This window comes from Mesorhizobium sp. KR2-14 (assembly GCF_040049255.1).
In the GTDB taxonomy this organism is placed as follows: domain Bacteria; phylum Pseudomonadota; class Alphaproteobacteria; order Rhizobiales; family Rhizobiaceae; genus Pseudaminobacter.
This window is the reverse complement of record NZ_JBDZDR010000003.1, coordinates 43,987-68,972: the sequence shown is the minus strand read 5'-3', so window position 1 is coordinate 68,972 and position 24,986 is coordinate 43,987. Positions and strand designations below refer to the sequence as shown.

The 24,986-nt window shown below is 64.2% G+C and carries 23 protein-coding genes and 1 pseudogene; 13 read left to right on the top strand and 11 right to left on the bottom strand.

Features of this window, described 5'->3' with window-relative positions:
- Nucleotides 1-57: 57 nt before the first annotated feature.
- Nucleotides 58-927 (bottom strand): annotated as a pseudogene (locus ABLE86_RS09335) (MBL fold metallo-hydrolase); the annotation flags it as partial.
- A gap of 158 nt (nucleotides 928-1,085) precedes the next feature.
- Between ABLE86_RS09335 and ABLE86_RS09330 the strand changes: the two are divergent.
- The 11 genes from ABLE86_RS09330 (at nucleotide 1,086) to lpdA (ending at nucleotide 14,106) form a co-directional block, all read left to right on the top strand.
- Nucleotides 1,086-1,499: a hypothetical protein gene (locus ABLE86_RS09330; protein ID WP_348778676.1), complete on the top strand. Its 414-nt coding sequence runs from the start codon at nucleotides 1,086-1,088 to the stop codon at nucleotides 1,497-1,499.
- Nucleotides 1,500-1,648: 149 nt separating this feature from the next.
- Nucleotides 1,649-2,191, top strand: coding sequence for an AprI/Inh family metalloprotease inhibitor (locus ABLE86_RS09325; protein WP_348778675.1), 543 nt, complete (start codon nucleotides 1,649-1,651; stop codon nucleotides 2,189-2,191).
- A 70-nt stretch (nucleotides 2,192-2,261) separates the two neighbouring features.
- Nucleotides 2,262-3,470 (top strand): cell division protein ZapE, encoded by a 1,209-nt coding sequence (gene zapE, locus ABLE86_RS09320; RefSeq protein WP_348778674.1) that lies wholly within the window; start codon nucleotides 2,262-2,264, stop codon nucleotides 3,468-3,470.
- A gap of 214 nt (nucleotides 3,471-3,684) precedes the next feature.
- A complete protein-coding gene (gene mdh, locus ABLE86_RS09315; RefSeq protein ID WP_348778673.1) occupies nucleotides 3,685-4,653 on the top strand; it encodes a malate dehydrogenase in 969 nt (322 codons plus the stop codon).
- A 10-nt stretch (nucleotides 4,654-4,663) separates the two neighbouring features.
- Nucleotides 4,664-5,860: an ADP-forming succinate--CoA ligase subunit beta gene (gene sucC, locus ABLE86_RS09310; protein ID WP_348778672.1), complete on the top strand. Its 1,197-nt coding sequence runs from the start codon at nucleotides 4,664-4,666 to the stop codon at nucleotides 5,858-5,860.
- 4 nt (nucleotides 5,861-5,864) lie between these two features.
- Nucleotides 5,865-6,767, top strand: coding sequence for a succinate--CoA ligase subunit alpha (sucD, locus tag ABLE86_RS09305; protein WP_348778671.1), 903 nt, complete (start codon nucleotides 5,865-5,867; stop codon nucleotides 6,765-6,767).
- 128 nt (nucleotides 6,768-6,895) lie between these two features.
- Nucleotides 6,896-9,886, top strand: coding sequence for a 2-oxoglutarate dehydrogenase E1 component (locus ABLE86_RS09300; RefSeq protein WP_348778670.1), 2,991 nt, complete (start codon nucleotides 6,896-6,898; stop codon nucleotides 9,884-9,886).
- Between the two features lie 33 nt (nucleotides 9,887-9,919).
- Nucleotides 9,920-11,167, top strand: a complete 1,248-nt coding sequence (gene odhB, locus ABLE86_RS09295) for a 2-oxoglutarate dehydrogenase complex dihydrolipoyllysine-residue succinyltransferase (RefSeq protein WP_348778669.1) — start codon at nucleotides 9,920-9,922, stop codon at nucleotides 11,165-11,167.
- Nucleotides 11,168-11,432: 265 nt separating this feature from the next.
- Nucleotides 11,433-11,927: a hypothetical protein gene (locus ABLE86_RS09290; protein WP_348778668.1), complete on the top strand. Its 495-nt coding sequence runs from the start codon at nucleotides 11,433-11,435 to the stop codon at nucleotides 11,925-11,927.
- Nucleotides 11,924-12,679 (top strand): SDR family oxidoreductase, encoded by a 756-nt coding sequence (locus tag ABLE86_RS09285; RefSeq protein WP_348778667.1) that lies wholly within the window; start codon nucleotides 11,924-11,926, stop codon nucleotides 12,677-12,679. The genes ABLE86_RS09290 and ABLE86_RS09285 overlap by 4 nt, the downstream gene beginning before the upstream one ends.
- A 23-nt stretch (nucleotides 12,680-12,702) precedes the next feature.
- The gene (gene lpdA, locus ABLE86_RS09280; protein WP_348778666.1) at nucleotides 12,703-14,106 is read left to right on the top strand and encodes a dihydrolipoyl dehydrogenase; all 1,404 of its coding nucleotides are present in this window, start codon (nucleotides 12,703-12,705) and stop codon (nucleotides 14,104-14,106) included.
- Nucleotides 14,107-14,167: 61 nt separating this feature from the next.
- On the opposite strand, the gene msrA is transcribed toward lpdA, so the two are convergent.
- From msrA to sdhC, 6 genes are all read right to left on the bottom strand, one after another.
- Complete coding sequence (gene msrA, locus ABLE86_RS09275; RefSeq protein WP_348778665.1) at nucleotides 14,168-14,773, bottom strand: peptide-methionine (S)-S-oxide reductase MsrA; 606 nt, start codon at nucleotides 14,771-14,773, stop codon at nucleotides 14,168-14,170.
- 178 nt (nucleotides 14,774-14,951) lie between these two features.
- Nucleotides 14,952-15,584, bottom strand: a complete 633-nt coding sequence (locus ABLE86_RS09270; RefSeq protein WP_348778664.1) for a DUF480 domain-containing protein — start codon at nucleotides 15,582-15,584, stop codon at nucleotides 14,952-14,954.
- Between the two features lie 188 nt (nucleotides 15,585-15,772).
- Nucleotides 15,773-16,552, bottom strand: a complete 780-nt coding sequence (locus tag ABLE86_RS09265) for a succinate dehydrogenase iron-sulfur subunit (RefSeq protein WP_348778663.1) — start codon at nucleotides 16,550-16,552, stop codon at nucleotides 15,773-15,775.
- 15 nt (nucleotides 16,553-16,567) lie between these two features.
- A complete protein-coding gene (gene sdhA / locus ABLE86_RS09260; RefSeq protein WP_348779200.1) occupies nucleotides 16,568-18,400 on the bottom strand; it encodes a succinate dehydrogenase flavoprotein subunit in 1,833 nt (610 codons plus the stop codon).
- 15 nt (nucleotides 18,401-18,415) lie between these two features.
- On the bottom strand, nucleotides 18,416-18,799 hold the full coding sequence (gene sdhD / locus ABLE86_RS09255) for a succinate dehydrogenase, hydrophobic membrane anchor protein (protein ID WP_348778662.1): 384 nt from the start codon (nucleotides 18,797-18,799) through the stop codon (nucleotides 18,416-18,418).
- A 2-nt stretch (nucleotides 18,800-18,801) separates the two neighbouring features.
- Complete coding sequence (gene sdhC, locus ABLE86_RS09250) at nucleotides 18,802-19,206, bottom strand: succinate dehydrogenase, cytochrome b556 subunit (RefSeq protein WP_348778661.1); 405 nt, start codon at nucleotides 19,204-19,206, stop codon at nucleotides 18,802-18,804.
- Between the two features lie 483 nt (nucleotides 19,207-19,689).
- On the opposite strand from sdhC, the gene ABLE86_RS09245 reads away from it, so the two are divergent.
- Nucleotides 19,690-20,031: a hypothetical protein gene (locus ABLE86_RS09245; RefSeq protein WP_348778660.1), complete on the top strand. Its 342-nt coding sequence runs from the start codon at nucleotides 19,690-19,692 to the stop codon at nucleotides 20,029-20,031.
- A 33-nt stretch (nucleotides 20,032-20,064) separates the two neighbouring features.
- On the opposite strand, the gene ABLE86_RS09240 is transcribed toward ABLE86_RS09245, so the two are convergent.
- The gene (locus ABLE86_RS09240) at nucleotides 20,065-21,255 is read right to left on the bottom strand and encodes a GGDEF domain-containing protein (RefSeq protein ID WP_348778659.1); all 1,191 of its coding nucleotides are present in this window, start codon (nucleotides 21,253-21,255) and stop codon (nucleotides 20,065-20,067) included.
- A gap of 270 nt (nucleotides 21,256-21,525) precedes the next feature.
- Here ABLE86_RS09240 and ABLE86_RS09235 point away from each other — a divergent pair, with 270 nt between their 5' ends.
- The gene (locus ABLE86_RS09235; protein ID WP_348778658.1) at nucleotides 21,526-21,840 is read left to right on the top strand and encodes a hypothetical protein; all 315 of its coding nucleotides are present in this window, start codon (nucleotides 21,526-21,528) and stop codon (nucleotides 21,838-21,840) included.
- 26 nt (nucleotides 21,841-21,866) lie between these two features.
- On the opposite strand, the gene leuC is transcribed toward ABLE86_RS09235, so the two are convergent.
- The 3 genes from leuC to ABLE86_RS09220 all read right to left on the bottom strand — a co-directional run bounded on the left by leuC (nucleotide 21,867) and on the right by ABLE86_RS09220 (nucleotide 24,981).
- Nucleotides 21,867-23,276, bottom strand: a complete 1,410-nt coding sequence (gene leuC / locus ABLE86_RS09230) for a 3-isopropylmalate dehydratase large subunit (protein ID WP_348778657.1) — start codon at nucleotides 23,274-23,276, stop codon at nucleotides 21,867-21,869.
- A 254-nt stretch (nucleotides 23,277-23,530) separates the two neighbouring features.
- A complete protein-coding gene (locus tag ABLE86_RS09225; protein WP_348778656.1) occupies nucleotides 23,531-24,166 on the bottom strand; it encodes a class I SAM-dependent methyltransferase in 636 nt (211 codons plus the stop codon).
- Nucleotides 24,163-24,981 (bottom strand): amino acid ABC transporter permease, encoded by an 819-nt coding sequence (locus ABLE86_RS09220; protein WP_348778655.1) that lies wholly within the window; start codon nucleotides 24,979-24,981, stop codon nucleotides 24,163-24,165. The genes ABLE86_RS09225 and ABLE86_RS09220 overlap by 4 nt, the downstream gene beginning before the upstream one ends.
- Between the last annotated feature and the right edge of the window lie 5 nt (nucleotides 24,982-24,986).

Genomic DNA, 24,986 nt, shown 5'->3' with positions numbered 1-24,986 from the left:
TGCGTTGCCATCCAGAAATGCAGACCCGGCAACTCCGTTCCCTGTGGGACGCTCCCTTCAAGCAGCCGGAGGAATGTCCCAAACCTCGCCAGCCAGCATGGCGCGAAAGGTCTCTCCCGAGACGTCATGGGTCTCCAGCGCTTCCTGCAGTCTCGTGCGGGGCTCCTCGATCGGCTCGTTGGTCAGGTGGAACGTGCCCCAGTGGCAACCGGCGGCGAAGGCGGCGTTGCATAGCAGCATGGCACGCACCGCCTCGTCGGGGTTCTGGTGGTGCGGCGCCATGAACCAGCGCGGCTCATAGGCGCCGATCGGCAGGATGGCCAGGCGCAGCCTGCCGTGCTTTTCGGCTATTCGCCGGTAGTTCGCGCCATCGTGAAAGCCGGTGTCGCCGGCGAAATAGATCTTGCCAGCCGTGGTCTCGACGACGAAGCCGGACCACAGCGCCATGCGCCGGTCCTTGGTTCCACGTGCCGACCAGTGATGGGCGGGTTCCACGTGGATGGCCGCGCCGTCCAGCTCGAACCTGTCGCCCCAGTCCCCGGTTGCCACCCGAGCCTCCGGCACGCGGCGGCGGATGATCGTGTCATTGCCGAGCGGGGTGATGACCAGCGGGTCGTGCGCGGAATGCAGGCGCTTCAAGGTGGCCAGGTCCAGATGGTCATAATGATTATGGCTGACCAGCACGATGTCGATCGGCGGCAGGTCGCTGAACGCTATGCCCGGCGGGCTGACGCGCTTCGGCCCGGCAAAGCGCAGTGGCGACACCCGCGCCGACCATACCGGGTCGGTGAGGATGTTGAGGCCTGCCGTCTGGATCAGCAGCGAGGCATGGCCAATCATGGTGATGCGCAGGCCGCCGCCGTCAATTCGTGGCGCGGGCCTTGCCGGCGGGAAGGGGCTCGGCCACCTGGCCGGCCATTTGGGGCGGGGTGCGCCCGTTTTCGGTTCGCTGCCAAAGATAAGGATGGCGGGCGCTGGCGCAAGCATTTGCCGGCGGAAAGGCCAATGACTGGAGCGCCAATTTGCTAGGCAGTGCCCGAACGAGAAGGAGAGGGAAGGTGAAGAAGCGCACGAAGGAACCGTGGATGGCGGCGGATGAATTCGGCCGCTCCCTGCCGATGGGAGTGGGCATCAATCTGCTGGTCGACGAGATCGAGCCGATGGCGATGTTCTGTCGCGACGTGCTGGGCGCAACCCTCATCTATTCAGACGAGGATTTCGCGGCCGTGCAGTTGCTCGGCTCGGTATTTATGCTTCATGCCGACCACAGCTATCGCGCCAATCCGATGGCCGGCGTCCTTGCAGGCCTCGAAACGCGGGGCGCGGGCCTGGAAATCCGGCTTTACGGGGCCGATCCCGATCGAGCGGAAGCCTTGGCGCGCCAGCACGACCACATCGTACTCTCGGGAGCCGTGGACAAACCGCACGGGCTGCGCGAGTGCCATCTGGTTGGGCCTTGCGGTTATATTTTCGTGCCAAGTGTGCGGATTGGCGGATAGCGCCCGGGACCCCGCTGCTGCGGCAATTTTGCAACAATCTCTGCCGCAAACCGTATTTTAACCATATGCGGTTGAAATATCGCCAACATCATACTGTGTGTGGGGCGACTGATAATGCACGGCGTGGCCGTTTCCCCCGGAGGTTAGGCATGATTTTTTCGAGGACGGGCCTTTTGGCAGTTTCGCTGGCGGCATTGGCGGTGAGCGGGTGTCAGAGTTCGCGCATGGCTCCCTGGGAAGGGCAGCAGCCGGCTCCGCTTACCGCTGCGCCGTCGGGCCAGGTGACGAGCGGCGCGCTTCCGCCGCCGGTTGCCCCCGGAGCTGTCGACCCCTCGCAATTCCCCCCGGCGCCCGGGGCTGACACCCAGATGGCCGGCCTGCCGCCGGCAGCCGAGGCTTCCGCCAATGCGCCGGAGCTGACCGCCGGCAGCGTTGCCGGCGTCTGGAACGCCACCGTTGCGGGCCAGAGCTGCCGCGTGGCCACCCCGCAGACCAAATTCGGCCAAGGCTATCGCGCCGGGCCGCTGCGCTGCCCCGCGCCCATCGACAGCGTCAAGTCGTGGAGCGTCTCCGGCAAGCAACTTACGCTCTACGACGAGAACGGCAGCACGCTGGCCAGGCTCTATTCGTCCGGTGCCGAAAGGTTCGACGGCCAGACCGAAACCGGGATTCCGATCTCGCTGAGCAGATAAAGCGTGACGAACCTCTGTCTTTGCGCTTCGATAGGACCGTCGAAGCGCCTGGCCTTCCGAGACAAGACTGATGCATCTGCGTGACGGCATACAGACGCGTGCCACCGTCAGGCAGCGTTATGACCACCTGGTGGAGACCCGCGCGATTGCGCGCGATCCCGCCCAGGAAGAGATCGTTGCCGCGCTGGACCAGCTGATCGACGAACTCTGCGCGAAGCGGCTGGCGAAAAAATCGAGCGCGCTTGGCTGGCTGTTCGGCAAGAAGCGCGACCGCCACGCGCATGTCGAGGGGCTCTACATCCACGGCCATGTCGGTCGCGGCAAGACCATGCTGATGGACATGTTCTTCGAACTGGTTCCGGTCCGTCGCAAGCGCCGCATGCACTTCAACGACTTCATGGCCGACGTGCAGGACCGGATCCAGAAGCAGCGGCTGGCGCGCAAGAACGGCGAGACCAAGCAGGACGACCCGATACCGCCCGTGGCTGCTGCGCTCGCCGAAGAAGCCTGGGTCCTGTGCTTCGACGAGTTCACCGTCACCGATATCGCCGACGCGATGATCCTGTCGCGGCTGTTCTCGGCGCTGTTCGCCAACGGCGTGGTGCTCGTGGCGACGTCCAACGTCGCTCCCGACGATCTTTATCGCGACGGGCTCAACCGGGGGCTCTTCCTGCCGTTCATCAATGTGCTGAAGCGGCACGTGCAGGTGCTGGACCTCGATGCCGACAAGGACTATCGCCTGGAAAAGCTGAACCGCATGCCGGTTTATCTCACCCCCGCCGGCCTCGCAGCCGACAGGCAGATGGACGAGGCCTGGCACTCGGTGACGAAGGGGCAGGCGGTCGCGCCAGCCACGCTGACGGTCAAGGGGCGGCATGTCGCCGTGCCGCTGGCGACCGGGGATGCGGCGCGCTTCACCTTTGCCGACCTTTGCGAACACCCGCATGGCGCGCGTGACTTTCTCGCCATCGCGGCCCGCTACTCGACCATCTTTCTCGACCACGTCCCGGTACTGGCCGAAGGCAAGCGTAACGAGGCCAAGCGCTTCATCCTGCTCATCGACACGCTCTACGACCATCAGGTGCGCCTTGTGCTCAGCGCCGAAGCGCCGCCCCAGCACCTTTACGCGGGCAAGCGGGGCACCGAGGCCTTCGAATTCGACCGCACCGTTTCGCGGCTGATGGAGATGCAGAGCAGCGATTGGCTGGACGGCTGGGCGGCGCGCCACGGGGCGAAGCCGGCGCATGCAGAAGAAGCGGGCAAAACTGCGTCAGTGTAAGACATTTTTTACGATAAAGTTTGACGTTTACGTAAATCCCGACCTATCTAACCGATTGAAATAATTGGGGCCAAAATAATCGGTTGAATTTCCGCGCCCGTGAGGCTATTTCACCCTGCGGACTTCTGGCTACATACCCCTGTTCAATCTGGCCTAAGCGCTCATTTCCGGCGCCACCATGCGCCCGGACACAGCAAAGGGAAAACATCCTCACATGGCACGCAACAAGATAGCCCTCATCGGTTCCGGCATGATCGGCGGGACGCTCGCCCACATGATCGGTCTCAAGGAACTTGGCGACGTCGTTCTGTTCGACATTGCGGAAGGCATCCCGCAGGGCAAAGGATTGGACATTGCTGAATCGTCGCCTGTCGACGGCTTCGACGCGAGCTATGTCGGCGTCAACGACTATGCCGGCATCGAGGGCGCGGACGTCTGCATTGTCACCGCTGGCGTGCCGCGCAAACCCGGCATGAGCCGCGATGACCTGCTGGGCATCAACCTGAAGGTCATGGAGCAGGTCGGCGCTGGCATCAAGAAATACGCTCCCAACGCTTTCGTCATCTGCATCACCAACCCGCTCGACGCCATGGTCTGGGCGCTGCAGAAGTTCTCGGGGCTGCCAAAGAGCCACGTCGTCGGCATGGCCGGCGTGCTCGACAGCGCCCGCTTCCGCTACTTCCTGGCCGACGAGTTCAAGGTCTCGGTCGAGGACGTTTCGGCCATGACGCTTGGCGGTCACGGCGACGACATGGTGCCGATGGTGCGCTACTCCACCGTCGCCGGCATCCCGCTGCCGGACCTCGTCAAGATGGGCTGGACCAGCCAGGAAAAGCTGGACGCCATCGTCGAGCGCACCCGCAAGGGCGGCGGCGAGATCGTCGGCCTGCTCAAGACCGGCTCGGCCTTCTACGCCCCGGCCGCCTCGGCCATCGCCATGGTCGAAAGCTATCTCAAGGACAAGAAGCGCGTCCTGCCCTGCGCGGCCTATCTCAGCGGCCAGTACGGCATCAAGGACATGTATGTCGGCGTGCCGGTGGTGATCGGCGCCAACGGCGTGGAGCGCATCATCGAGCTCGACTTCAACAAGGACGAACAGAAGATGTTCGAGAAGTCCGTCGATGCGGTGAAGGGGCTCTGCGAAGCCTGCGTGACGATCGCTCCGAACCTCGGCAACAAGTAAGGGCTGGCCGATGAACATTCATGAATATCAAGCCAAGGCGCTGCTGAAGCAATTCGGCGCGCCGGTGGCCGATGGCGTTGCCATCTTCAGCGCCGACGAGGCGGAAGCCGCAGCCAGGAAGCTGCCCGGGCCGCTCTATGTGGTGAAGAGCCAGATCCATGCCGGCGGTCGCGGCAAGGGCAAGTTCAAGGAACTGTCGCCCGACGCCAAGGGCGGCGTGCGGCTGTCCAAGTCCATTGACGAGGTGGTCGCCAACGTCAGGGAAATGCTCGGCAACACGCTGGTGACCCAGCAGACCGGCCCGGCCGGCAAGCAGGTCAACCGCCTCTATATCGAGGACGGCGCTGACATTGCGCGTGAGCTCTACCTCTCCATCCTGGTCGACCGTTCGGTCGGTCGTGTCGCCTTCGTGGTTTCCACCGAAGGCGGCATGGACATCGAGCAGGTGGCGCACGACACGCCGGAGAAGATCATCACCGTGGCGATCGACCCCGATACGGGCGTGACCGCTGCCGATGTGGCCAAGCTCAACGAAGCGCTGAAGCTCTCGGGCGAGGCGGCCGCCGACGGCGAAAAGCTGTTCCCGGTCCTCTACAAGGCCTTTGTCGAGACGGACATGAGCCTGCTCGAGGTCAATCCGCTGATCGTCATGACCAGCGGCCGGTTGCGCGTGCTCGACGCCAAGGTCTCGTTCGACAACAACGCGCTGTTCCGCCACCCGGACATTCTCGAACTGCGCGACACCACCGAAGAGGACGAGAAGGAGATCGAGGCGTCGAAATACGACCTCGCCTATGTCGCCCTCGACGGCAACATCGGCTGCATGGTCAACGGCGCCGGCCTGGCGATGGCCACCATGGACATCATCAAGCTCTACGGTGCCGAGCCTGCCAACTTCCTCGACGTTGGCGGCGGCGCCTCCAAGGAGAAGGTGACGGCGGCGTTCAAGATCATCACCGCCGACCCGGCGGTCGAAGGCATCCTGGTCAACATCTTCGGCGGCATCATGAAGTGCGATGTCATCGCCGAGGGCGTGATCGCGGCGGTCAAGGAAGTGGGCCTCAAGGTTCCGCTGGTGGTGCGCCTCGAAGGCACCAATGTCGAGCTTGGCAAGAAGATCATCGACGAGAGCGGGCTGAACGTGATTTCCGCCGACGACCTCGACGACGCCGCCAAGAAGATCGTCGCGGCGGTGAAGGGAAACTGAGCTCATGTCCATTCTCATCGACAAGAACACCAAGGTTCTGGTTCAGGGCCTGACCGGCAAGACCGGCACCTTCCACACCGAGCAGGCGCTGGCCTATCACGGCACGCAGATGGTGGGCGGCATCAACCCCAAGAAGGGCGGCGAGACCTGGACCGGTTCCAGGGGCGAAGCGCTGCCGATCTTTTCCAGCGTTGCCGAGGGCAGGGAGCGCACGGGCGCCAACGCATCGGTGGTCTATGTGCCGCCGGCAGGCGCTGCCGCCGCGATCATTGAGGCGATCGAGGCCGAGATCCCGCTGATCGTCTGCATCACCGAGGGCATCCCGGTGGCCGACATGGTCAAGGTCAAGGCCCGGCTGGAAAAGTCGAAGTCGCGTCTGATCGGCCCGAACTGCCCCGGCATCGTGACGCCCGACCAGTGCAAGATCGGCATCATGCCCGGCAACATCTTCCGCAAGGGCTCGGTGGGCGTGGTTTCGCGCTCGGGCACGCTTACCTATGAAGCGGTGTTCCAGACGACGAATGCCGGGCTCGGCCAGTCCACGGCGGTGGGCATCGGCGGCGATCCGGTCAAGGGCACGGAATTCATCGACGTGCTCGAGATGTTCCTGGCCGACGACGAAACCAAGTCGATCATCATGATCGGCGAGATCGGCGGCTCGGCCGAGGAAGACGCTGCCCAGTTCCTGATCGACGAGGCCAAGCGCGGGCGCAAGAAGCCGATGGCCGGTTTCATCGCCGGCCGCACCGCCCCTCCCGGCCGCACCATGGGCCATGCCGGCGCGGTGATCTCCGGCGGCAAGGGCGGCGCCGAGGACAAGATCGCGGCAATGGAAGCCGCGGGCATCCGCGTCTCTCCGTCGCCGGCCCGTCTCGGCACCACGCTCGTCGAGGCGCTCAAGGGCTGAGCCTCTGCAATGCGCCGGACGGTCATCAGGCCGGCGCATTCAAGTTCGAGAAAGGACGGGAAACCGTTCATTCGCGGCGGTGGCCGCATGCTAGGCAAGGAGACGGAGCGGCAGGCTCCGGAGTTAGTATGTCGCGACAAGATCAGGTCAACGACCAATTTTCTCTCACCTCGTTCCTCTATGGCGGCAACGCCGATTACATCGACGCCCTCTATGCCGCCTACCAGGACGATCCGCAGTCGGTCGACCCTGAGTGGCAGGCATTCTTCGGTTCGCTGAAGGATGATGCCGGCGACATCCGCAAGAACGCGCGGGGCGCCTCCTGGGCAAAGGATGGCTGGCCGCTCCAGGTCAATGGCGAGCTGGTGTCCGCCCTGGACGGAAACTGGGGCCTGATCGAGAAGCACATCGAAAAGAAGGTGAAGGACAAGGCCGTCGCCAAGGGCGAGCCGCTGTCCGACAAGGACGTGCTGCAGGCCACCCGCGATTCGGTTCGCGCCATCATGATGATCCGCGCCTATCGCATGCGCGGCCACCTGCACGCCAAGCTCGACCCGCTCGGCATCGCCAACCCGATCGAGGACTACGACGAGCTTTCGCCGGCCTCCTACGGCTTCACCGAGGCCGACTACGACCGCAAGATCTTCATCGACCACGTGCTGGGGCTGGAATACGCGACCATCCGCGAGATGCTCGACATCCTGCAGCGCACCTACTGCTCGACGCTCGGCGTCGAGTTCATGCACATCTCCCACCCCGAGGAAAAGGCCTGGATCCAGGCCCGCATCGAGGGCCCGGACAAGGGCATCGCCTTCACCGCCGAGGGCAAGAAGGCGATCCTGCACAAGCTGCTCGAGGCGGAAGGCTTCGAGCAGTTCATCGACGTCAAGTACAAGGGCACCAAGCGCTTCGGCCTCGACGGCGGTGAGTCGCTGATCCCAGCGCTGGAGCAGATCGTCAAGCGGGGCGGCCAGCTGGGCATGAAGGAAATCGTGTTCGGCATGGCCCATCGCGGCCGCCTCAACGTGCTGTCGCAGGTGATGGCCAAGCCGCACCGCGCCATCTTCCACGAATTCAAGGGCGGCTCCTTCGCCCCGGACGACGTCGAAGGCTCGGGCGACGTGAAGTACCACCTCGGTGCTTCGTCGGACCGCGAGTTCGACGGCAACAAGGTTCACCTGTCGCTGACTGCCAACCCCTCTCACCTGGAAATCGTCGACCCGGTGGTGATGGGCAAGGCCCGTGCCAAGCAGGACCAGCTCTACGGCCGCAACCCGCGCCACGAGATCGTGCCGCTGGAAGAGCGCGCCAAGGTGCTGCCGCTGCTGCTGCACGGCGATGCCGCCTTTGCCGGGCAGGGCGTGGTTGCTGAAATCCTCGGGCTTTCCGGCCTGCGCGGCCACCGCGTTGCCGGCACGCTGCATTTCATCATCAACAACCAGATCGGCTTCACCACCAACCCGCGCTTCTCGCGCTCTTCGCCCTATCCGTCGGACGTGGCCAAGATGATCGAGGCGCCGATCTTCCACGTCAACGGCGACGACCCGGAAGCGGTGGTCTTCGCCGCCAAGGTGGCGACCGAATTCCGCATGAAGTTCCACAAGCCGGTGGTTGTGGACATGCTCTGCTATCGCCGCTTCGGCCACAACGAGGGCGACGAGCCGGCGTTCACCCAGCCGATCATGTATCGCAGTATCCGCAACCACAAGACGACGTTCCAGCTCTACGCAGAGAAGCTGATCGCCGAAGGGCTGGTGACGCAGGCCGAAATCGAGAAGATGAAGGCCGAGTGGCGCGCGCATCTGGAGGCCGAGTTCGAGGCCGGGCAGAGCTACAAGCCCAACAAGGCCGACTGGCTGGACGGCGCGTGGTCGGGCCTGCGTGCGGCCGACAATCAGGATGAGCTGCGCCGCGGCAAGACCGCCGTGCCGGTGAAGACGCTGAAGGAGATCGGCAAGAAGCTGACCGAGGTGCCTGCCGGCTTCGAGGCGCACAGGACCATCGTCCGCTTCCTCGATGCTCGCCGCAAGATGATCGAATCGGGCGAGGGGCTAGACTGGTCGACGGCCGAGGCCCTGGCCTTCGGCTCGATCGTGCTCGAGGGGCATCCGGTGCGTCTGTCGGGCCAGGATTCCGAGCGCGGCACCTTCTCGCAGCGCCATTCGGTGCTCTATGACCAGCGCGACGAGAGCCGCTACATTCCGCTCAACAACCTGTCGCCCGCCCAGGCCAACTACGAAGTCATCAACTCCATGCTTTCGGAAGAGGCCGTGCTCGGCTTCGAATACGGCTATTCGCTGGCCGATCCGAAGGCGCTGACCCTGTGGGAAGCCCAGTTCGGCGACTTCGCCAATGGCGCGCAGGTGGTGTTCGACCAGTTCATCTCGTCGGGCGAGCGCAAGTGGCTGCGCATGTCGGGCCTGGTCTGCCTGTTGCCGCACGGCTTCGAAGGGCAGGGGCCGGAGCACTCTTCCGCAAGGCTGGAGCGCTTCCTGCAGCTTTGCGCGGAAGACAACATGCAGGTCGCAAACTGCACCACGCCGGCGAACTACTTCCACATCCTGCGGCGTCAGCTGAAGCGCGACTTCCGCAAGCCGCTGATCCTGATGACGCCGAAGTCGCTGCTGCGCCACAAGCGCGCGGTCTCGACGCTGGCCGAACTGTCGGCCGAGAGTTCGTTCCACCGCCTGCTGTGGGACGATGCGCAGTTCCTGCCCGATCAGCCGATCAAGCTGGTCAAGGATTCGAAGATCCGCCGTGTCGTGCTCTGCTCGGGCAAGGTCTATTACGACCTCTACGAGGAGCGCGAGAAGCGCGGCATCAACGACATCTACCTGCTGCGGGTGGAACAGCTCTACCCGTTCCCGGCCAAGGCGCTCATCACCGAGCTGTCGCGCTTCCGCGGTGCGGAAATGGTGTGGTGCCAGGAAGAGCCCAAGAACATGGGCGCCTGGTCCTTCATCGACCCGTACCTGGAATGGGTGCTGGCGCATATCGACGCCAAGCATCAGCGGGTGCGCTACACCGGCCGCCCGGCGGCGGCATCGCCCGCCACCGGCCTGATGTCGAAGCATCTCGAGCAACTCCAGGCTTTCCTGGACGACGCTCTCGGCGAATAATTACTCAGTTCAGAAAACGGATAGGCAAAAACAATGGCTACCGAAATCCGCGTCCCGACCCTTGGCGAATCCGTCAGCGAGGCAACCATCGGCAAGTGGTTCAAGAAGGTCGGCGACGCGATCGCCGCGGACGAGCCGCTGGTGGAGCTCGAAACCGACAAGGTGACGATCGAAGTGCCGGCCCCCGCCGCCGGCCGGCTGGCGGAAATCGCCGTGCAGGAAGGCGACACCGTAGGCGTCAGCGCCCTGCTCGGCACCATCTCGGAAGGTGCGGCGGCTGAAGCAAAGCCGGCTGCCGCCGCCGCCGCGGCGACCGTGGGCGAAGCGGTCGAAATGACCGCCAGGCTCGCCGGTGCCAGCGCGATCGAGGAGCGCAAGATGCCGCCCGCGCCGGCTGCCGCCAAGCTGATCGCTGAAAGCCACCTCGCTGTCGACCAGATTGCCGGTTCCGGCAAGCGCGGCCAGGTGCTCAAGGGCGACGTGCTCGGCGCGATCGCGAAGGGTATCGCGGCCGCGCCGGTTGCTCCTGCGGCCGCACCGGCTCCCGCCGTCGCGCGTGCGCCGGCACCGGCGGCCGACGAGGTGCGCGAAGAGCGCGTGCGCATGACCAAGCTGCGCCAGACCATCGCGCGCCGCCTGAAGGACGCCCAGTCGACCGCCGCCATGCTCACCACCTTCAATGAGGTGGACATGAAGGCTGTGATGGATCTGCGCGCCAAGTACAAGGACGTGTTCGAGAAGAAGCACGGCGTGAAGCTCGGCTTCATGGGCTTCTTCACCAAGGCCGTGACGCATGCGCTGAAGGAAATCCCGGCGGTCAATGCCGAGATCGACGGCACCGACATCATCTATAAGAACTACGCCCATATCGGCGTGGCTGTGGGCACCGAAAAGGGCCTCGTGGTGCCGGTGGTGCGTGACGCCGACCAGATGTCGATCGCCCAGATCGAGAAGGAAATCGGCCGCCTCGGCATCGCCGCGCGCGACGGCAAGCTCTCGGTCGCCGACATGCAGGGCGGTACCTTCACCATCTCCAACGGTGGCGTCTACGGCTCGCTGATGTCGACGCCGATCCTCAATGCACCGCAGTCCGGCATCCTCGGCATGCACAAGATCCAGGAGCGGCCGATGGTCGTCGGCGGGCAGATCGTCATCCGCCCGATGATGTATCTGGCGCTGTCCTACGATCACCGCATCGTCGACGGCAAGGAAGCCGTGACCTTCCTGGTACGCGTCAAGGAAAGCCTGGAGGACCCGGAACGCCTGGTGCTGGACCTCTAAGGTCCGGCCACACGAAGCGCCGGCGCGCTCGCTCGTTCGGACGCGCCGCGGCTTCTGCTTGGAACGACGCATGAGCCTTTTCCGAAAACCGATTCCGGTTTGCAGGGTCATGCGCTAGGCTTGCTGCCGACAGGAGCGGATCAATGGCCTTCAAACCCGACATCTCGCCGATCCAGGTGCATCTGTGCGCCAAGGGCGGTCGCCATGTCTGGGCCTTCAACGCACCGCTCGAAACGGGGTGGTGATGGGGGCACGGGGGCTGGTCATGCTTCGGAATGTTGCGCTGGCGCTGGCGGGCAGTGCCGGCGCGCTGCCTGCAGGCGCTGCATCAGCAGCCTGCCCGATGGAGCTTGCCGTCTATGGCGATCGCGACAAGGCGGCCACGATCGATTTCGTGCCGCGCGGCGAGGGGGCGGTGAGCAATCGCTTCCGCATGGCGCTCGACAATGACGTGGTGCTGGATGGCATCGTGATGTGGAGCGACGCCGTCGCGCGACCGAACGGCATGCTGATGTACAAGTGCCCGGAGGGCGACGTGACCGGCGAAGAACTGGCGGCCTGCACGGTCTGGCAGGGCGTGATCTACTCCAGCGACAAGACCGGCAAGATCGATCTGCTGCCGGCGGAACAGGCTGATGCGCCTGAGACGCTCATTTTCCCCGACCTCGCCTATTCGCTGCGCTTTTCCTCGGCCTATGAGCAAGGCGGCTTCTCCAGGCTGCCGTGGGACGTCTTCGCCTTTCAGGGTTGTCAGGAATGAGTGCTGGCGAACGGGTTCTGCTGGTGACGGGCGGCGGGCGCGGCATCGGCGCCGCTGTCTGCCGGCTCGCCGCCAAGGCCGGCTATCGGGTCGCGGTCAACTACGCTTCCAATGATGCGGCAGCCGCTGCACTTGTGCGCGAGATCGAGGCCGATGGCGGCAAGGCGATCGCGGTCAAGGGCGATGTCGGCAGCGAAGCCGATGTCGTTGCCATGTTCGAGGCGGTCGACCGTGCCTTCGGACGGCTCGACGGGCTCGTCAACAACGCCGGCATCGTCGACATGAAGGCGCGCGTCGACGAAATGAGCGCGGCGCGCCTGGAGCGCATGATGCGCGTCAACGTCATCGGCTCGATGCTGTGCGCCCGCGAGGCGGTGAAGCGCATGTCGACGCTTCATGGCGGCAAGGGCGGCGCCATCGTCAACATTTCTTCTGCGGCCTCGCAGCTCGGCTCGCCGGGCGAATATGTCGACTACGCCGCCTCCAAAGGCGCGATAGACACCTTCACCATAGGCCTTGCCCGGGAGGTGGCGGAGGAGGGCGTTCGTGTCAACGCCGTGCGGCCGGGCATCATCGATACAGAGATCCATGCCTCCGGCGGCCAGCCGGATCGCATTGCGGCGATACGCGGCTTCGTGCCGATGAAGCGGGAAGGCAAGGCTGAGGAAGTTGCCCGTGCCGTGCTCTGGCTCTTGTCGGACGAGGCATCCTATACGACGGGCGGAATTTTGAACGTAAGCGGCGGTCGCTGATCGCCAGGCAGAAGGACAGAGAAATGGCATATGATGTGGTGGTGATCGGTTCGGGCCCGGGCGGCTATGTGTGCGCCATCAAGGCAGCACAGCTCGGCCTGAAGACGGCCGTGGTGGAGAAGCGCGAAACCTTCGGCGGCACCTGCCTCAACATCGGCTGCATCCCTTCCAAGGCACTGCTGCATGCGTCCGAGGTGTTTGCCGAGGCCAGCCATTCCTTCGACACGCTTGGCGTCGAGGTCGAGCCGAAGCTCAACCTGAAGAAGATGCTGGCGCACAAGGACACGACGGTGGCGGCCAATGTCAGCGGCGTGGCCTTCCTGTTCAAGAAGAACAAGATCGACAGTTTCCGCGGCACCGGCAAGGTCGTTTCGGCCGGCAAGGTTTCCGTCACGGCGGAAGACGGCAGCGTGCAGGAGATCGAGACGAAGAACATCGTCATCGCCACGGGCTCCGATGTTGCGGGCATCCCCGGCGTGAAGGTCGACATCGACGAGAAGGTGATCGTCTCCTCCACCGGCGCGCTCGAACTCGACAAGGTGCCGGAGAACATGGTGGTGGTCGGCGGCGGCGTCATCGGCCTGGAGCTTGGCTCAGTCTGGGCGCGTCTGGGCGCCAAGGTCACCGTGGTCGAATATCTCGACACCATCCTCGGCGGCATGGACGGCGAGGTGGCAAAACAGTTCCAGCGCATGCTGGGCAAGCAGGGGCTTGCCTTCAAGCTCGGCTCCAAGGTGACCGGCGTTGCCAGGACGGACAAGGGCGCGAGCGTGACCTTCGAGCCGGTCAAGGGCGGCGACGCCGAAACCATCGAGGCCGACGTGGTGCTCGTTGCCACCGGCCGCGCGCCTTACACCAACGGGCTTGGCCTCAAGGAAGCCGGCGTCGAGATGGACGAGCGCGGCCGCGTGAAGATCGACGCACATCTGCAGACCAACGTGCCGGGCATCTATGCGATCGGCGACGTGATTGCCGGGCCGATGCTCGCCCACAAGGCCGAGGATGAAGGCGTGGCCGTGGCCGAGATCATCGCCGGCCAGGCCGGCCATGTGAACTACGACGTCATCCCGAGCGTGGTCTACACGAGCCCGGAGGTGGCTTCCGTCGGCAAGACAGAGGAAGAGCTGAAGAAGGCCGGCGTCGAATACAAGGTCGGCAAGTTCCCCTTCACCGCCAATGGCCGCGCGCGCGCCATGCTGCACACCGACGGTTTTGTGAAGATCCTGGCCGACAAGACGACCGACAAGGTGCTTGGCGCTCATATCGTCGGCTTCGGCGCTGGCGAGATGATCCACGAGGCGGCGGTGCTGATGGAATTCGGCGGCTCGGCGGAAGACCTTGCCCGCACCTGCCACGCGCACCCGACCATGTCGGAAGCGGTCAAGGAAGCCGCGCTGGCGACCTTCTTCAAGCCGATCCACATCTGATCGGAAATCTCTCTCCGGAAACGAGACGGGCGCCGTAAGGCGCCCGTTTTCGTTTGGCGGGTCAGTGTGCCGCAATCCCCTCGTGCGCCGCCTTGCCCCATACCTCTTGCACGCGCGCATCGCGCCCGCAGGCATAGCGGTAGTATTTGTAGCGGATCGGGTTCTTCTTGTAATAGTTCTGGTGGTAGTCCTCGGCCGGCCAGAAGGTCGGCGCCATGACGATTTCGGTGGCGATCGGCTTCTTCAGCGCCGCCGCTATCGCGGTCTTGGCTTTCTCGGCCTCCGCAAGCTGTTCCTGGTTCACCGCGTAGATGGCGGTGGTGTAGCTGTGCCCGCGGTCGCAGAACTGGCCGCCACCGTCGGTCGGATCGACCGAATGCCAGAACGCGTCGAGCAGCTTGGCGTAGCTGGTCTTCGAATCGTCGAACTCGATCTTCACCGCCTCACGATGCCCGGCTGCGGTGTGGTTTTCATAAGTCGGGTGGTCGTTCTTGCCGCCGATATAGCCGGATGTGGTGGCGATCACGCCGGGCACGTGGTCGAAGTCGCTTTCCACGCACCAGAAGCAGCCGCCGGCGAAGATGGCCGTCTGGGTCTTTGCCTGCGCGCCAGCGAAGGGCGTCAGGGCGAGCAAGGCAGCGCTGAGGCAAAGGACATGACGCGACATGAAAAAGCTCCTCCTGCAGCGACAAGCATCGGAGCAGTGCAAGCTTCTGAAATCAAGCCGGAACACGCTCATGTGATGAATCGGCCGAGAAAAAAGCCGCACGGGTCGGGCCCATGCGGGCTTTTGTGTTCCGTGGTCGCGAACCTGCCGTCTCGCCGTTCCGTGCAAAAATGTTCGCTCAGCCGCCCAGCGCGTCAAGGCGGGCGCGCAAGGCCGCGACCTCTTCCTCCAGCGCCTGCAGTCGCGCTTCGAGGTCCGACGCCGGCATGGCCGTCGGGCCGCGCTGCGCCGCAAGTGCGGCGACATCGATCGGTCCGCTCAGGAGATGCGCATACCGGTCCTCGCGCTGGCCTGGGCCACGGCCGATTTCCTGTACCAGCGCCGGACGCTTGCCGATCAGCATGTCGAGTTCCGTGCGCAGGTCTTCCAGCGACTGGAAACGGGCCATGCGCTCGCTGCGGGCCATCAACTCCCCGGCCGTCTGGGCCCCGCGCAGAAGCAGGAGGCCAAGAATGGCGATCTGCGGCGAAGTAAGCGAAAAGCGCTGCGCGGCAAGATGCTCGTACCGCTCCACGCGCGAACCGAACACCTGGCGGACCAGGCCCTTCTGCTCGAGTGACTTCAGCCCACGATGCACCTCCATCTGCTCCAGAGCCATGACCGGCTCTCGGGCCGTCTTCTGGTTGGCGGCGGAATGGGCAGCATTGAGGGTCAGCGGATAGACGTCCGGCGTCAGTTCCTTCTTCTCGATCAGGCAGCCAAGCACACGGGCTTCGACGGGGGTGAGGATGGGGAGGTCTGTCGTTTCCATGCCGCAGCTATTGGCACAAAATGGCGCGGGCAACAACGTTGCCGCAATTCGGCTTAAGGCGAAGCCCAACCGAGATCGACCTTTGGAAATGACCGCCCTCAAACAAAATAGAGCGCAACGACGGAGGTCATTGCGCTCTATTGATCGGATTTCCGGAACATCGATCCGGAAGGGGAGTCCCCGAAGGCTTAAACCCGGCGCTCGACCATCATCTTCTTGATCTCCGCGATCGCCTTGGCGGGATTAAGTCCCTTGGGGCAGGTCTGCGTGCAGTTCATGATCGTGTGGCAGCGATAGAGCCGGAACGGGTCCTCGAGGTTGTCGAGGCGCTCGCCGGTCGCTTCGTCGCGGGAATCGATCAGCCAGCGATAGGCTTGCAGCAGCACGGCCGGGCCCAGATAGCGGTCGCCGTTCCACCAGTAGCTCGGGCAGGAGGTGGAGCAGCAGGCGCACAGGATGCACTCGTAGAGCCCGTCCAGCTTGGCGCGGTCCTCGTGGCTCTGCAGCCACTCCTTGGCTGGCTCCGGCGACACCGTCTTGAGCCACGGCTCGATCGAGCGGTGCTGGGCGTAGAAGTTGGTGAGGTCGGGCACAAGGTCCTTCACCACCGGCATATGCGGCAGCGGGTAGATCTTCACCGCACCCGAGATGTCGTCGCAGCCCTTGGTGCAGGCGAGCGTGTTCGAGCCGTCGATGTTCATGGCGCAGGAACCGCAGATGCCTTCGCGGCAGGAGCGGCGCAGCGTCAGCGTCGGGTCGATCTTGTTCTTGATCCAGAGTAGCGCGTCGAGCACCATCGGCCCGCAATCGTCCATGTCGACGAAATAGGTGTCGATGCTCGGGTTCTCGCCGTCGTCCGGCGACCAGCGGTAGATGCGGAACTCGCGCAGGTTGGTCGCGCCTTCAGGCTTCGGCCAGGTCTTGCCCTGCTTGATCTGGGAGTTCTTGGGAAGAGCCAGTTCAACCATCTCGATCTCCCGTAATCAGTACACGCGCGCCTTGGGCGCGATCTTGGCCAGGCTGATGCCGCCTTCTGCTTCCGGCAGCAGCGTTTCGGTGTGCACCGGGCGGTAGCTCAGCGTCACCTTTCCGTCCTCGGCGACATGGGCCAGCGTGTGCTGGCGCCAGTTGGCGTCGTCGCGCGAGGAGAAGTCCTCGCGGGCATGCGCGCCGCGGCTTTCCTTGCGGGCTTCGGCGCCATAGACGGTGGGCAACGCATTGGCCATCAGGTTTTCCAATTCCAGCGTTTCCACCAGATCGGAGTTCCAGATCATCGAGCGGTCGGTGACCTTGAGGTCCTTCAGTTCGCCCCACAGCGCCGACATGCGCTGGCAGCCCTGCTCCAGCGATTCCTGGGTGCGGAACACGGCGGCGTCTTCCTGCATGGTGCGCTGCATCTTCTCGCGCAGCACGGCCGTCGGCGTGCCGCCATTGGCATGGCGCAGACGGTCGAAGCGATCCATGATCTTCTCGACGGCCTTTTCGTTGATCGCCGGAATGGGTGCTGCGCGGTCGATCACCTCGCCGGCGCGGATGGCGGCGGCACGGCCGAACACCACCAGGTCGATCAGCGAGTTGGAGCCGAGACGGTTGGCGCCGTGGACGGAGGCGCAACCGGCTTCGCCCACGGCCATCAAGCCGGGCTGCACGCGGTCGGGGTTGTCGGGGGTCGGGTTCAGCACCTCGCCCCAATAGTTCGTGGGAACGCCGCCCATATTGTAGTGCACGGTCGGCAGAACCGGGATCGGCTCGCGGGTCACGTCGACGCCGGCGAAGATCTTGGCCGATTCCGAAATGCCCGGCAGGCGCTCGTGCAGCACGGCGGGGTCCAGATGGTCGAGGTGCAGGTAGATGTGGTCCTTGTTCTTGCCGACGCCGCGTCCCTCGCGGATTTCCAGCGTCATGCAGCGCGAAACCACGTCGCGCGAGGCAAGGTCCTTGGCCGAGGGGGCGTAGCGTTCCATGAAGCGCTCGCCTTCGGAGTTCACCAGATAGCCGCCCTCGCCGCGGGCGCCTTCGGTGATCAGGCAGCCGGAGCCGTAGATGCCGGTCGGGTGGAACTGCACGAACTCCATGTCCTGGAGCGGCAGGCCGGCGCGGGCCGCCATTCCGCCGCCGTCGCCGGTGCAGGTGTGCGCGGAAGTGGCCGAGAAATAGGCGCGGCCATAGCCGCCGGTGGCCAGAACCACCATCTTGGCCGAGAAGCGGTGGATGGTGCCGTCATCGAGGTTCCAGGCAACGACGCCGGTGCAGACACCGTCGGTCATGATCAGGTCGAGCGCGAAATACTCGATGAAGAACTGCGCGTTGTGCTTCAGCGACTGGCCGTAGAGCGTGTGCAGGATGGCGTGGCCGGTACGGTCGGCGGCCGCGCAGGTGCGCTGCACCGGCGGGCCGTCGCCAAAGTTCTGCATGTGGCCGCCGAAGGGGCGCTGGTAGATCTTGCCTTCCTCGGTGCGCGAGAACGGCACGCCGTAGTGCTCGAGTTCGTAGACCGCGGCCGGCGCCTGGCGCACCATATATTCCATGGCATCGACGTCGCCGAGCCAGTCGGAGCCCTTGACCGTGTCATACATATGCCACTGCCAGTTGTCGGGGCCCATGTTGGAGAGCGAGGCGGCGATGCCGCCCTGCGCCGCCACCGTGTGCGAGCGGGTCGGGAAGACCTTGGTGATGCAGGCCGTCTTCAGCCCCTGCTCGGCCATGCCGAGGGTCGCGCGCAGGCCCGAACCGCCGGCGCCAACAACCACCACGTCAAACTTGTGGTCGACATAGGTGTAGCTCTTGCCGGCCGATGCCTTGCCGTTGCCTGTGATGTCCTTGGCCACTGGTCAGCCCCCGAATGCTAGTTTGAGCAGGGCGAAGATGGATGCGACGCCTACCGCGATCGTGAAAAAGGTGTTGAGCATGATGAGGACGACCTTCGTTCCCTCATTGTGCACATAGTCCTCGATGATGACCTGCATGCCGAGCCGCATGTGATAGAGGGCCGAAAGCAGCATCAGAATGAGCACCAGCGCCACAAACGGATTGGAGAGCGTGGCGCGGACCTCGGCGAAGCCCGCGCCGTTTAGCGCCACGAGCAGGCCGACGAAGAACAGGGTGAGCGGCACGTTGGCCACCGCCGTCAGTCGCTGGCGCCAGAAATGGTCGGTGCCTTCATGGGCGGAGCCAAGTCCGCGAACCTTTTTGAGGGGTGTACGCATGTCCGACATGATCAGGCTCCCCGCGCCATATAGCCGATGATCCAGATGGCCAGCGTCAGCAGCACCGACGCGACGATGGTGGCCCAGGCGATCTTCGAGGCGGTGTGTTTTTCAAGGCCGAAGCCGGCGTCCCAGATGAAGTGGCGAATGCCGCCCATCATGTGGTGCATCAGGACCCAGGTGTAGCCGAACAGTACGAGCCGGCCGATCCAGGAGCCGAAAATCCAGTCGACAAAATTGAAGTAGCTTTCAGATGTCGCCGCCGCAACCAGCCACCAGGCGACCAGCAGCGTGCCGAAATAAAGCGCGCCGCCGGTAATGCGGTGCATGATCGACATCGTCATCGTGATCGGCGGCTTGTAGATCGTCAGATGCGGCGAAAGCGGCCTTGCTTGGGTGGCTGGTATCTTGCTCATGGCTCCCCTTTCCGGCGCACGGACATTTCGACGCGCAAAAACGGCATGCTCTTCCCGGAATGCGACTTAGGATAGCGGCGTTCTAATGCGCTTTTTGCACCGCGTCAAAGCCGGATGGCATTTCCGCTCGCCAATTTGATCCAAAGGCATGGGCGTTCAAGTCACTGATCTTGCTTCAACCGATTGAAGTCATGTCCAGGACCGGCTGCTGGCCGGTAGAATGCTGCAGGAAACTACCATGTGGTTGCCATGTTTCTTTGCTGCACCGCACGCTTGGGGCGAATCAGCGGCAGCGGTTCGGCGGTCCCCGCGTCATGGGCAGGTCGCCGCGGCCTCATTGCACTCCGACAGCAGGACGCGTCAGCGGTGTTCCGGCCGCTTTTTCGCTCCTGGCCCTTAACAAAGGCTTCGAAAAAGTTAATTCTCGGCGCGGAAATCCACTGCGGTGAGGGAGGCAGCCCCATGGGTGCAAGAGGTCCGAGAATGCTCGTTCTGCCGGTCCTGTCGATCGGACTTGCGGCCTTCGCGACGGCGGCCTTCGCCGACAACCGCATCCGCGACCTTACCTATGCCGATACTTTCGGCAACATCATCATCGACAGCGCATCGGGCTACAAGCGGATCGTCGTGGGACAGGGCCGTATTGCCCGCCGGCTTGCCGAAGGCCCGCGAAAGAGCGAGCCGAAAATCGCGCAATCCGAACCGGGCGCCCCTATGCCGGGCGAGCCCTATTGCTATGCGCCGCCGGTTCTCGTGAAGGGGCGCAGCTATATGTACGGCTTTTCCGAGGGCATATTGCCAACGCTGGGTGCCTCCTGCCAATAAGGCGACGCTCGCGGGACCTTTCTTCGCGCTCGATCAGGCCGACTTGTGCCCGCGTCTGGTCTCGACGGGCGAGGCGGCTGTGCGCACGCAGTCGCGGCCGTCCTTCTTGGCCGCGTAGAGCGCCTTGTCGGCGCGCGAAAGCAGTTCCGACAGATCGTCTCCCGGCGCGCATTCGCTGACCCCGAAGCTCGCGGTGAACCGCAGGCCATCCGGTAGTCCCTCTATCGGCAAGGTGGAGAACGCAGTACGCGTGCATTCGGCAAACAGGCGCGCGGCCGCCAGGTTGGCACCTGGCAGGATGATGGCAAACTCCTCGCCGCCGATGCGCCCGGCAATGTGGTGGTCCGCCGCTGTCCTGCTGAGGAAGCTCGCAAAGGCCTTGATCACCTTGTCTCCGGAAGCATGACCGAAAGTGTCGTTGATCGTCTTGAAGTAATCGAGATCGCAGATGACCAGCGAAACCGGCTGGCCCCTCCGTGCCTCCTGGCGCAGCACTGTGTTTGCGTAGCGCTCGAAGCCGCCCCGGTTGAGCAAGCCGGACAAGGAATCCGTTTGGGAAAGCGTCGTGACGTCGGCGATGACGTCGCGCGCCAGGATGACCAGGAACAGCAAAGCAGTGGCGACGGCGGTAACCGTCCCCATGGACTGCGAGATGAGCGCATAGGTGGTTGTAAGATAGGACTGCGCGCTGGCGCCCGTTCCGCCCAGCAGGTCCGAAAGAAACGGCTTGCTGAGGAACTGCAGCGAACTCGCAGCCAGCAGCAGCATCAATGCGTTGTCGAGCCACCTGCGTGAACGCGCCGACCACACTATCCAGGCGCCGATAAGCTGCATCGCGAAATAGGGCGCCTGATAAGCCATCATCCTTGTGAAGGACTGCCGCGGGATGTCCTGTATGGCGTCACAGGCCACGACGGAAAACAGGAATAGCGCAGACAGCAGGCGCCAGGGCACAGGCACCTGGTATTTGCGCGCGACGCCGACATTGAACAGCAGCAGTGCCGCCAGGAACAGCGAAAACGAGAAGACCACGGCGACGCGCGGGGCACCGAACCTGGCGAGCAGGAACTCGGTCAAGCAATAGACGACGCCCATCCCGTAGACCACGGCCATCCAGCGTGCCGCTTCCTGCTTGCGATCATAGACGGCGACCATGGCGAAGGATGCCGACAACAACCCCGTGACAATCAGATTGATTATCAGGACAACCGCTGCTCCGCTCATCGGACGCGCCCCCCAAGCGCACGGCTTCATTCAGATGGAAAAGCTGCAAGAAAAAAGCCACGCAGTTCCCACGGCGAACCACACGGCCGGGGAAACTGCGAAGCCGAAGCAATCAATCACGTTTGCACGAAAAAGCCGTTAACGCTGGGGCAGTTTTGCGCGCGCCGAGAAATTCTTGAGAGCGGACGGTACTCCAGCCGGCCAGGAGTCGGAGAGGGAACCGCACCGCGGTATCCGCGTTGCGATGCTAAGGCGACAAGGAGGCCTGCGATGAAGACCGTGATGCTCGTCGATCACGAAGCAATACGCGACTGGGTTGCGGCGAGGGCGGGCAGTCCTGCGCTTCAGGAGGCCACCGCCTCGGGAGGCGAGCCGGTCCTGCGCATCATGTTCGGGCAAAGCGCCTATGAAGACGATGACCGGCCGGAGCGTTCCGACGCCACGGGCGCGATCGAGCTGATCGATTGGGACGAGTGGTTTCAGCTTTTCGACAGGCGCCGTCTTGCGCTGGTCGTGCCCGAGGACAGGCCGGGCATTCGCGACGAGTTCCACGAACTCGTCAGAAGGTTCGAGCCGGGCGACTGAGCGTCGCCCGGGTCTTCTTCAACTGCTTAGTTCCAGTCGCGAATGTCGACGAAATGGCCGGCGATCGCCGCCGCCGCCGCCATTGCGGGCGACACGAGATGGGTGCGGCCCTTGAAGCCCTGGCGGCCCTCGAAGTTGCGGTTCGAAGTGGAGGCGCAGCGCTCGCCCGGCTTCAGCCGGTCGTCGTTCATGGCCAGGCACATGGAGCAGCCCGGCTCGCGCCAGTCGAAGCCTGCTTCGATGAAGATCTTGTCGAGGCCTTCGGCCTCGGCCTGCTCCTTCACCAGGCCGGAGCCCGGAACGATCATGGCCGACACGGTCGAAGCGACTTTTCTGCCCTCGACGACCTTGGCCACTGCGCGCAGGTCCTCGATGCGGCCGTTGGTGCAGGAGCCGATGAAGACGCGGTCGATGGCGATGTCGGTGATCTTGGTGCCGGCGGTCAGGCCCATATATTCGAGCGCGCGCTTCTTGGAGTTGCGCTTGTTCTCGTCGGCGATGTCGTCCGGGTTCGGCACCACGCCGGTGATGGAAGCGACGTCCTCCGGCGAGGAGCCCCAGGTGACGATGGGCGGCAGCTTGGCTGCGTCGAGCACCACAACCTTGTCGAAATGCGCGCCTTCGTCGGTGTGCAGCGTCTTCCAGTGATCCAGCGCCATGTCCCAAGCCTTGCCCTTCGGCGCACGCGGCTTGTCCTTGACGTAGGCGAAAGTGGTCTCGTCCGGAGCGATCAGGCCGGCACGGGCGCCGCCTTCGATCGACATGTTGCAAATGGTCATGCGGCCTTCCATCGACAGCGCGCGGATCGCTTCGCCGGCATATTCGATGACGTAGCCGGTGCCGCCGGCGGTGCCGATCTCGCCGATGATGGCCAGCACGATATCCTTGGCGGTGACGCCGGCCGGCAGCTGGCCGTCGACGCGCACCAGCATGTTCTTGGCCTTCTTCTGGATCAGCGTCTGGGTGGCCAGCACGTGCTCGACCTCGGAGGTGCCGATGCCGTGCGCCAGTGCGCCGAAGGCACCATGCGTCGAGGTATGGCTGTCACCGCAGACGATGGTCATGCCCGGCAGTGTGAAGCCTTGCTCGGGGCCGACGATGTGGACGATGCCCTGGCGGACGTCGTTCTCGGAATAGTATTCCACGCCGAAGTCGGCCGCGTTCTTGGCCAGCGCCTCGACCTGGATGCGGCTTTCCTCGTTCTTGATGCCGTTCTTGCGGTCGGGCGAGGTCGGCACGTTGTGGTCGACCACGGCCAGCGTGCGCTCCGGGTGGCGCACCTTGCGGCCCGACATGCGCAGCCCCTCGAAAGCCTGCGGGCTGGTCACTTCGTGCACCAGATGGCGGTCGATGTAGAGCAGGCAGGTGCCGTCGTCCTGGCGGTCGACAACGTGGTCGTCAAAAATCTTGTCGTAGAGGGTGCGGGGTGCGCTCATTGTCTAAATCCCTGGATAGAGCGGAAAACTGGAATGACCCGGCAGCAAAGGCGCCGGCAGCCTGGTCCGCTCAGGATAGGCGGCTGGTCTGCGCGCCGGAAATCCGCGCAAAGAATCGGCCCGGCAGGCGCTTGTGGTCCTGCAGCACGAAACCCTTGTAGGCTGGATCTCCAAAGAGCTGTTCCATGGCCGGGCACATACCAGCATTTTGGCCGGTCGGCAATTGGCAGCCTTGTCACGCCAGCGCGACCGCCTCACAAGATCTCGAAAACGAAAGCCTTGACGAGGACATCCGCTTCATCGACCGCGAAGGCGCGAAACAAAGGGCTTTCCTCGACAGGGCGCCAGCGCCCGGCTTGTTCGAGCTCGGCGAACTTGGTGCGGAAGCCGCCCTTGTCCAGAACCACGTCGCGCACCGTGAAGATGGCATGGCCACCGGCGCGGGTGATCCGCGCCAGCTCGTCGAGGCTGGATGCGGGGACATGCCCTTCGGTGAAGACGCCGGTCGAGAAGAAGGCGGCGAAGTGCCCGTCGCGCCAGGGCAGCGGGCGGCCAAGTACAGCCTCGGTCAGCGCGCCATAGGCGCCGCGCGTCCCGGCTATCGCCAGCATGTCCCTCGAGAAGTCGAGGCCCTCGATGTCGCAATAGCCGAGCGCCTGCAGATAGGCGCCTGAGAGGCCGGTGCCGCAGCCGGCATCGAGGATCGGGCCGGTGCCCGGCCGCACATGCCGGGCGACCCAGGCCGTGATCATGAATGGCAGGCAATAGCCGGAGGCGGCCGTCTCGCGGTCATAGTCGCTCGACCATGCCGCATAGGCCTGCGTCAGCTCGGCCTCGTTGCGGGCGGCGTAAACCTGCTCCAGCCCTTCGCTGTGGCGGTGTTGGCTCATGCCCGGTGCCCCTTGCGCATCCGCCGTTCAAGCGCCCTCAATGCCAGCGACAGGCCGACCGTGAGCACGAGATAGATATAAGCGACGATGGAATAGGTCTCGAAGAAGCGGAAGGAGCCGGAGGCGTAGACCTTGCCCATCTGGGTTATGTCGGCCACGCCGAGCACCGAGACCAGCGAGGAATCCTTGACCATCGCGACGAAGTCGTTGCCGAGCGGGGGCAGGATGGTGCGGATGGCCTGCGGCAGGATGATCAGGCGGAAGCGCTGGAAACGCGTCAGGCCGAGCGCCTTGGCGGCCTCGATCTGGCCGGCATCGACCGACTGGATGCCGGCGCGGAACACTTCGGAAATGAAAGCCGAATAGCCGATGGTAAGCGCCATGATGGCGCGCCAGAGAAGCGAGACGTCGCGCACCTGGAGCGGCGGCAAGAGGCCCGCTTCCTGCAGCGGCGCCGTGGTGGCGTTCCATCCGGCCACGAAGGCTGGCGCACCGACGAACGCGATCCAGAACAGCAGCACCAAGATCGGCACGCCGCGGATGATCTCGACATAGAAGCGTGAGATCTGGCGTAGCCAGACCGATCCGGAAAGGCCCATCAGCGCGATGCCCAGCCCGAGCATCGAGGCAAGGCTGAAGCCGACTAGCGTGACAAAGACAGTGATGCCGATGCCCTTGGCGACCGTCGAAAAGACCTGGGCGTAGATGTCACTGGTGGCGACGAACACGGCGACCGCGACGGCAATCGCCGCGGCGACCGCCAGCCACCAGGGGAATTCTTTCTTCTCGGGCGAAGTCGTGGAGAGCAGGTGCATCTGAA

Bases quoted from the DNA above. Each gene is read 5' to 3' on its own strand.
- ABLE86_RS09330 (WP_348778676.1), top strand. From the start codon at position 1,086: ATGGCGGCGGATGAATTCGGCCGCTCCCTGCCGATGGGAGTGGGCATC.
- ABLE86_RS09325 (WP_348778675.1), top strand. From the start codon at position 1,649: ATGATTTTTTCGAGGACGGGCCTTTTGGCAGTTTCGCTGGCGGCATTG.
- zapE (WP_348778674.1), top strand. From the start codon at position 2,262: ATGCATCTGCGTGACGGCATACAGACGCGTGCCACCGTCAGGCAGCGT.
- mdh (WP_348778673.1), top strand. From the start codon at position 3,685: ATGGCACGCAACAAGATAGCCCTCATCGGTTCCGGCATGATCGGCGGG.
- sucC (WP_348778672.1), top strand. From the start codon at position 4,664: ATGAACATTCATGAATATCAAGCCAAGGCGCTGCTGAAGCAATTCGGC.
- sucD (WP_348778671.1), top strand. From the start codon at position 5,865: ATGTCCATTCTCATCGACAAGAACACCAAGGTTCTGGTTCAGGGCCTG.
- ABLE86_RS09300 (WP_348778670.1), top strand. From the start codon at position 6,896: ATGTCGCGACAAGATCAGGTCAACGACCAATTTTCTCTCACCTCGTTC.
- odhB (WP_348778669.1), top strand. From the start codon at position 9,920: ATGGCTACCGAAATCCGCGTCCCGACCCTTGGCGAATCCGTCAGCGAG.
- ABLE86_RS09290 (WP_348778668.1), top strand. From the start codon at position 11,433: ATGCTTCGGAATGTTGCGCTGGCGCTGGCGGGCAGTGCCGGCGCGCTG.
- ABLE86_RS09285 (WP_348778667.1), top strand. From the start codon at position 11,924: ATGAGTGCTGGCGAACGGGTTCTGCTGGTGACGGGCGGCGGGCGCGGC.
- lpdA (WP_348778666.1), top strand. From the start codon at position 12,703: ATGGCATATGATGTGGTGGTGATCGGTTCGGGCCCGGGCGGCTATGTG.
- msrA (WP_348778665.1), bottom strand. From the start codon at position 14,773: ATGTCGCGTCATGTCCTTTGCCTCAGCGCTGCCTTGCTCGCCCTGACG.
- ABLE86_RS09270 (WP_348778664.1), bottom strand. From the start codon at position 15,584: ATGGAAACGACAGACCTCCCCATCCTCACCCCCGTCGAAGCCCGTGTG.
- ABLE86_RS09265 (WP_348778663.1), bottom strand. From the start codon at position 16,552: ATGGTTGAACTGGCTCTTCCCAAGAACTCCCAGATCAAGCAGGGCAAG.
- sdhD (WP_348778662.1), bottom strand. From the start codon at position 18,799: ATGTCGGACATGCGTACACCCCTCAAAAAGGTTCGCGGACTTGGCTCC.
- sdhC (WP_348778661.1), bottom strand. From the start codon at position 19,206: ATGAGCAAGATACCAGCCACCCAAGCAAGGCCGCTTTCGCCGCATCTG.
- ABLE86_RS09245 (WP_348778660.1), top strand. From the start codon at position 19,690: ATGCTCGTTCTGCCGGTCCTGTCGATCGGACTTGCGGCCTTCGCGACG.
- ABLE86_RS09240 (WP_348778659.1), bottom strand. From the start codon at position 21,255: ATGAGCGGAGCAGCGGTTGTCCTGATAATCAATCTGATTGTCACGGGG.
- ABLE86_RS09235 (WP_348778658.1), top strand. From the start codon at position 21,526: ATGAAGACCGTGATGCTCGTCGATCACGAAGCAATACGCGACTGGGTT.
- leuC (WP_348778657.1), bottom strand. From the start codon at position 23,276: ATGAGCGCACCCCGCACCCTCTACGACAAGATTTTTGACGACCACGTT.
- ABLE86_RS09225 (WP_348778656.1), bottom strand. From the start codon at position 24,166: ATGAGCCAACACCGCCACAGCGAAGGGCTGGAGCAGGTTTACGCCGCC.
- ABLE86_RS09220 (WP_348778655.1), bottom strand. From the start codon at position 24,981: ATGCACCTGCTCTCCACGACTTCGCCCGAGAAGAAAGAATTCCCCTGG.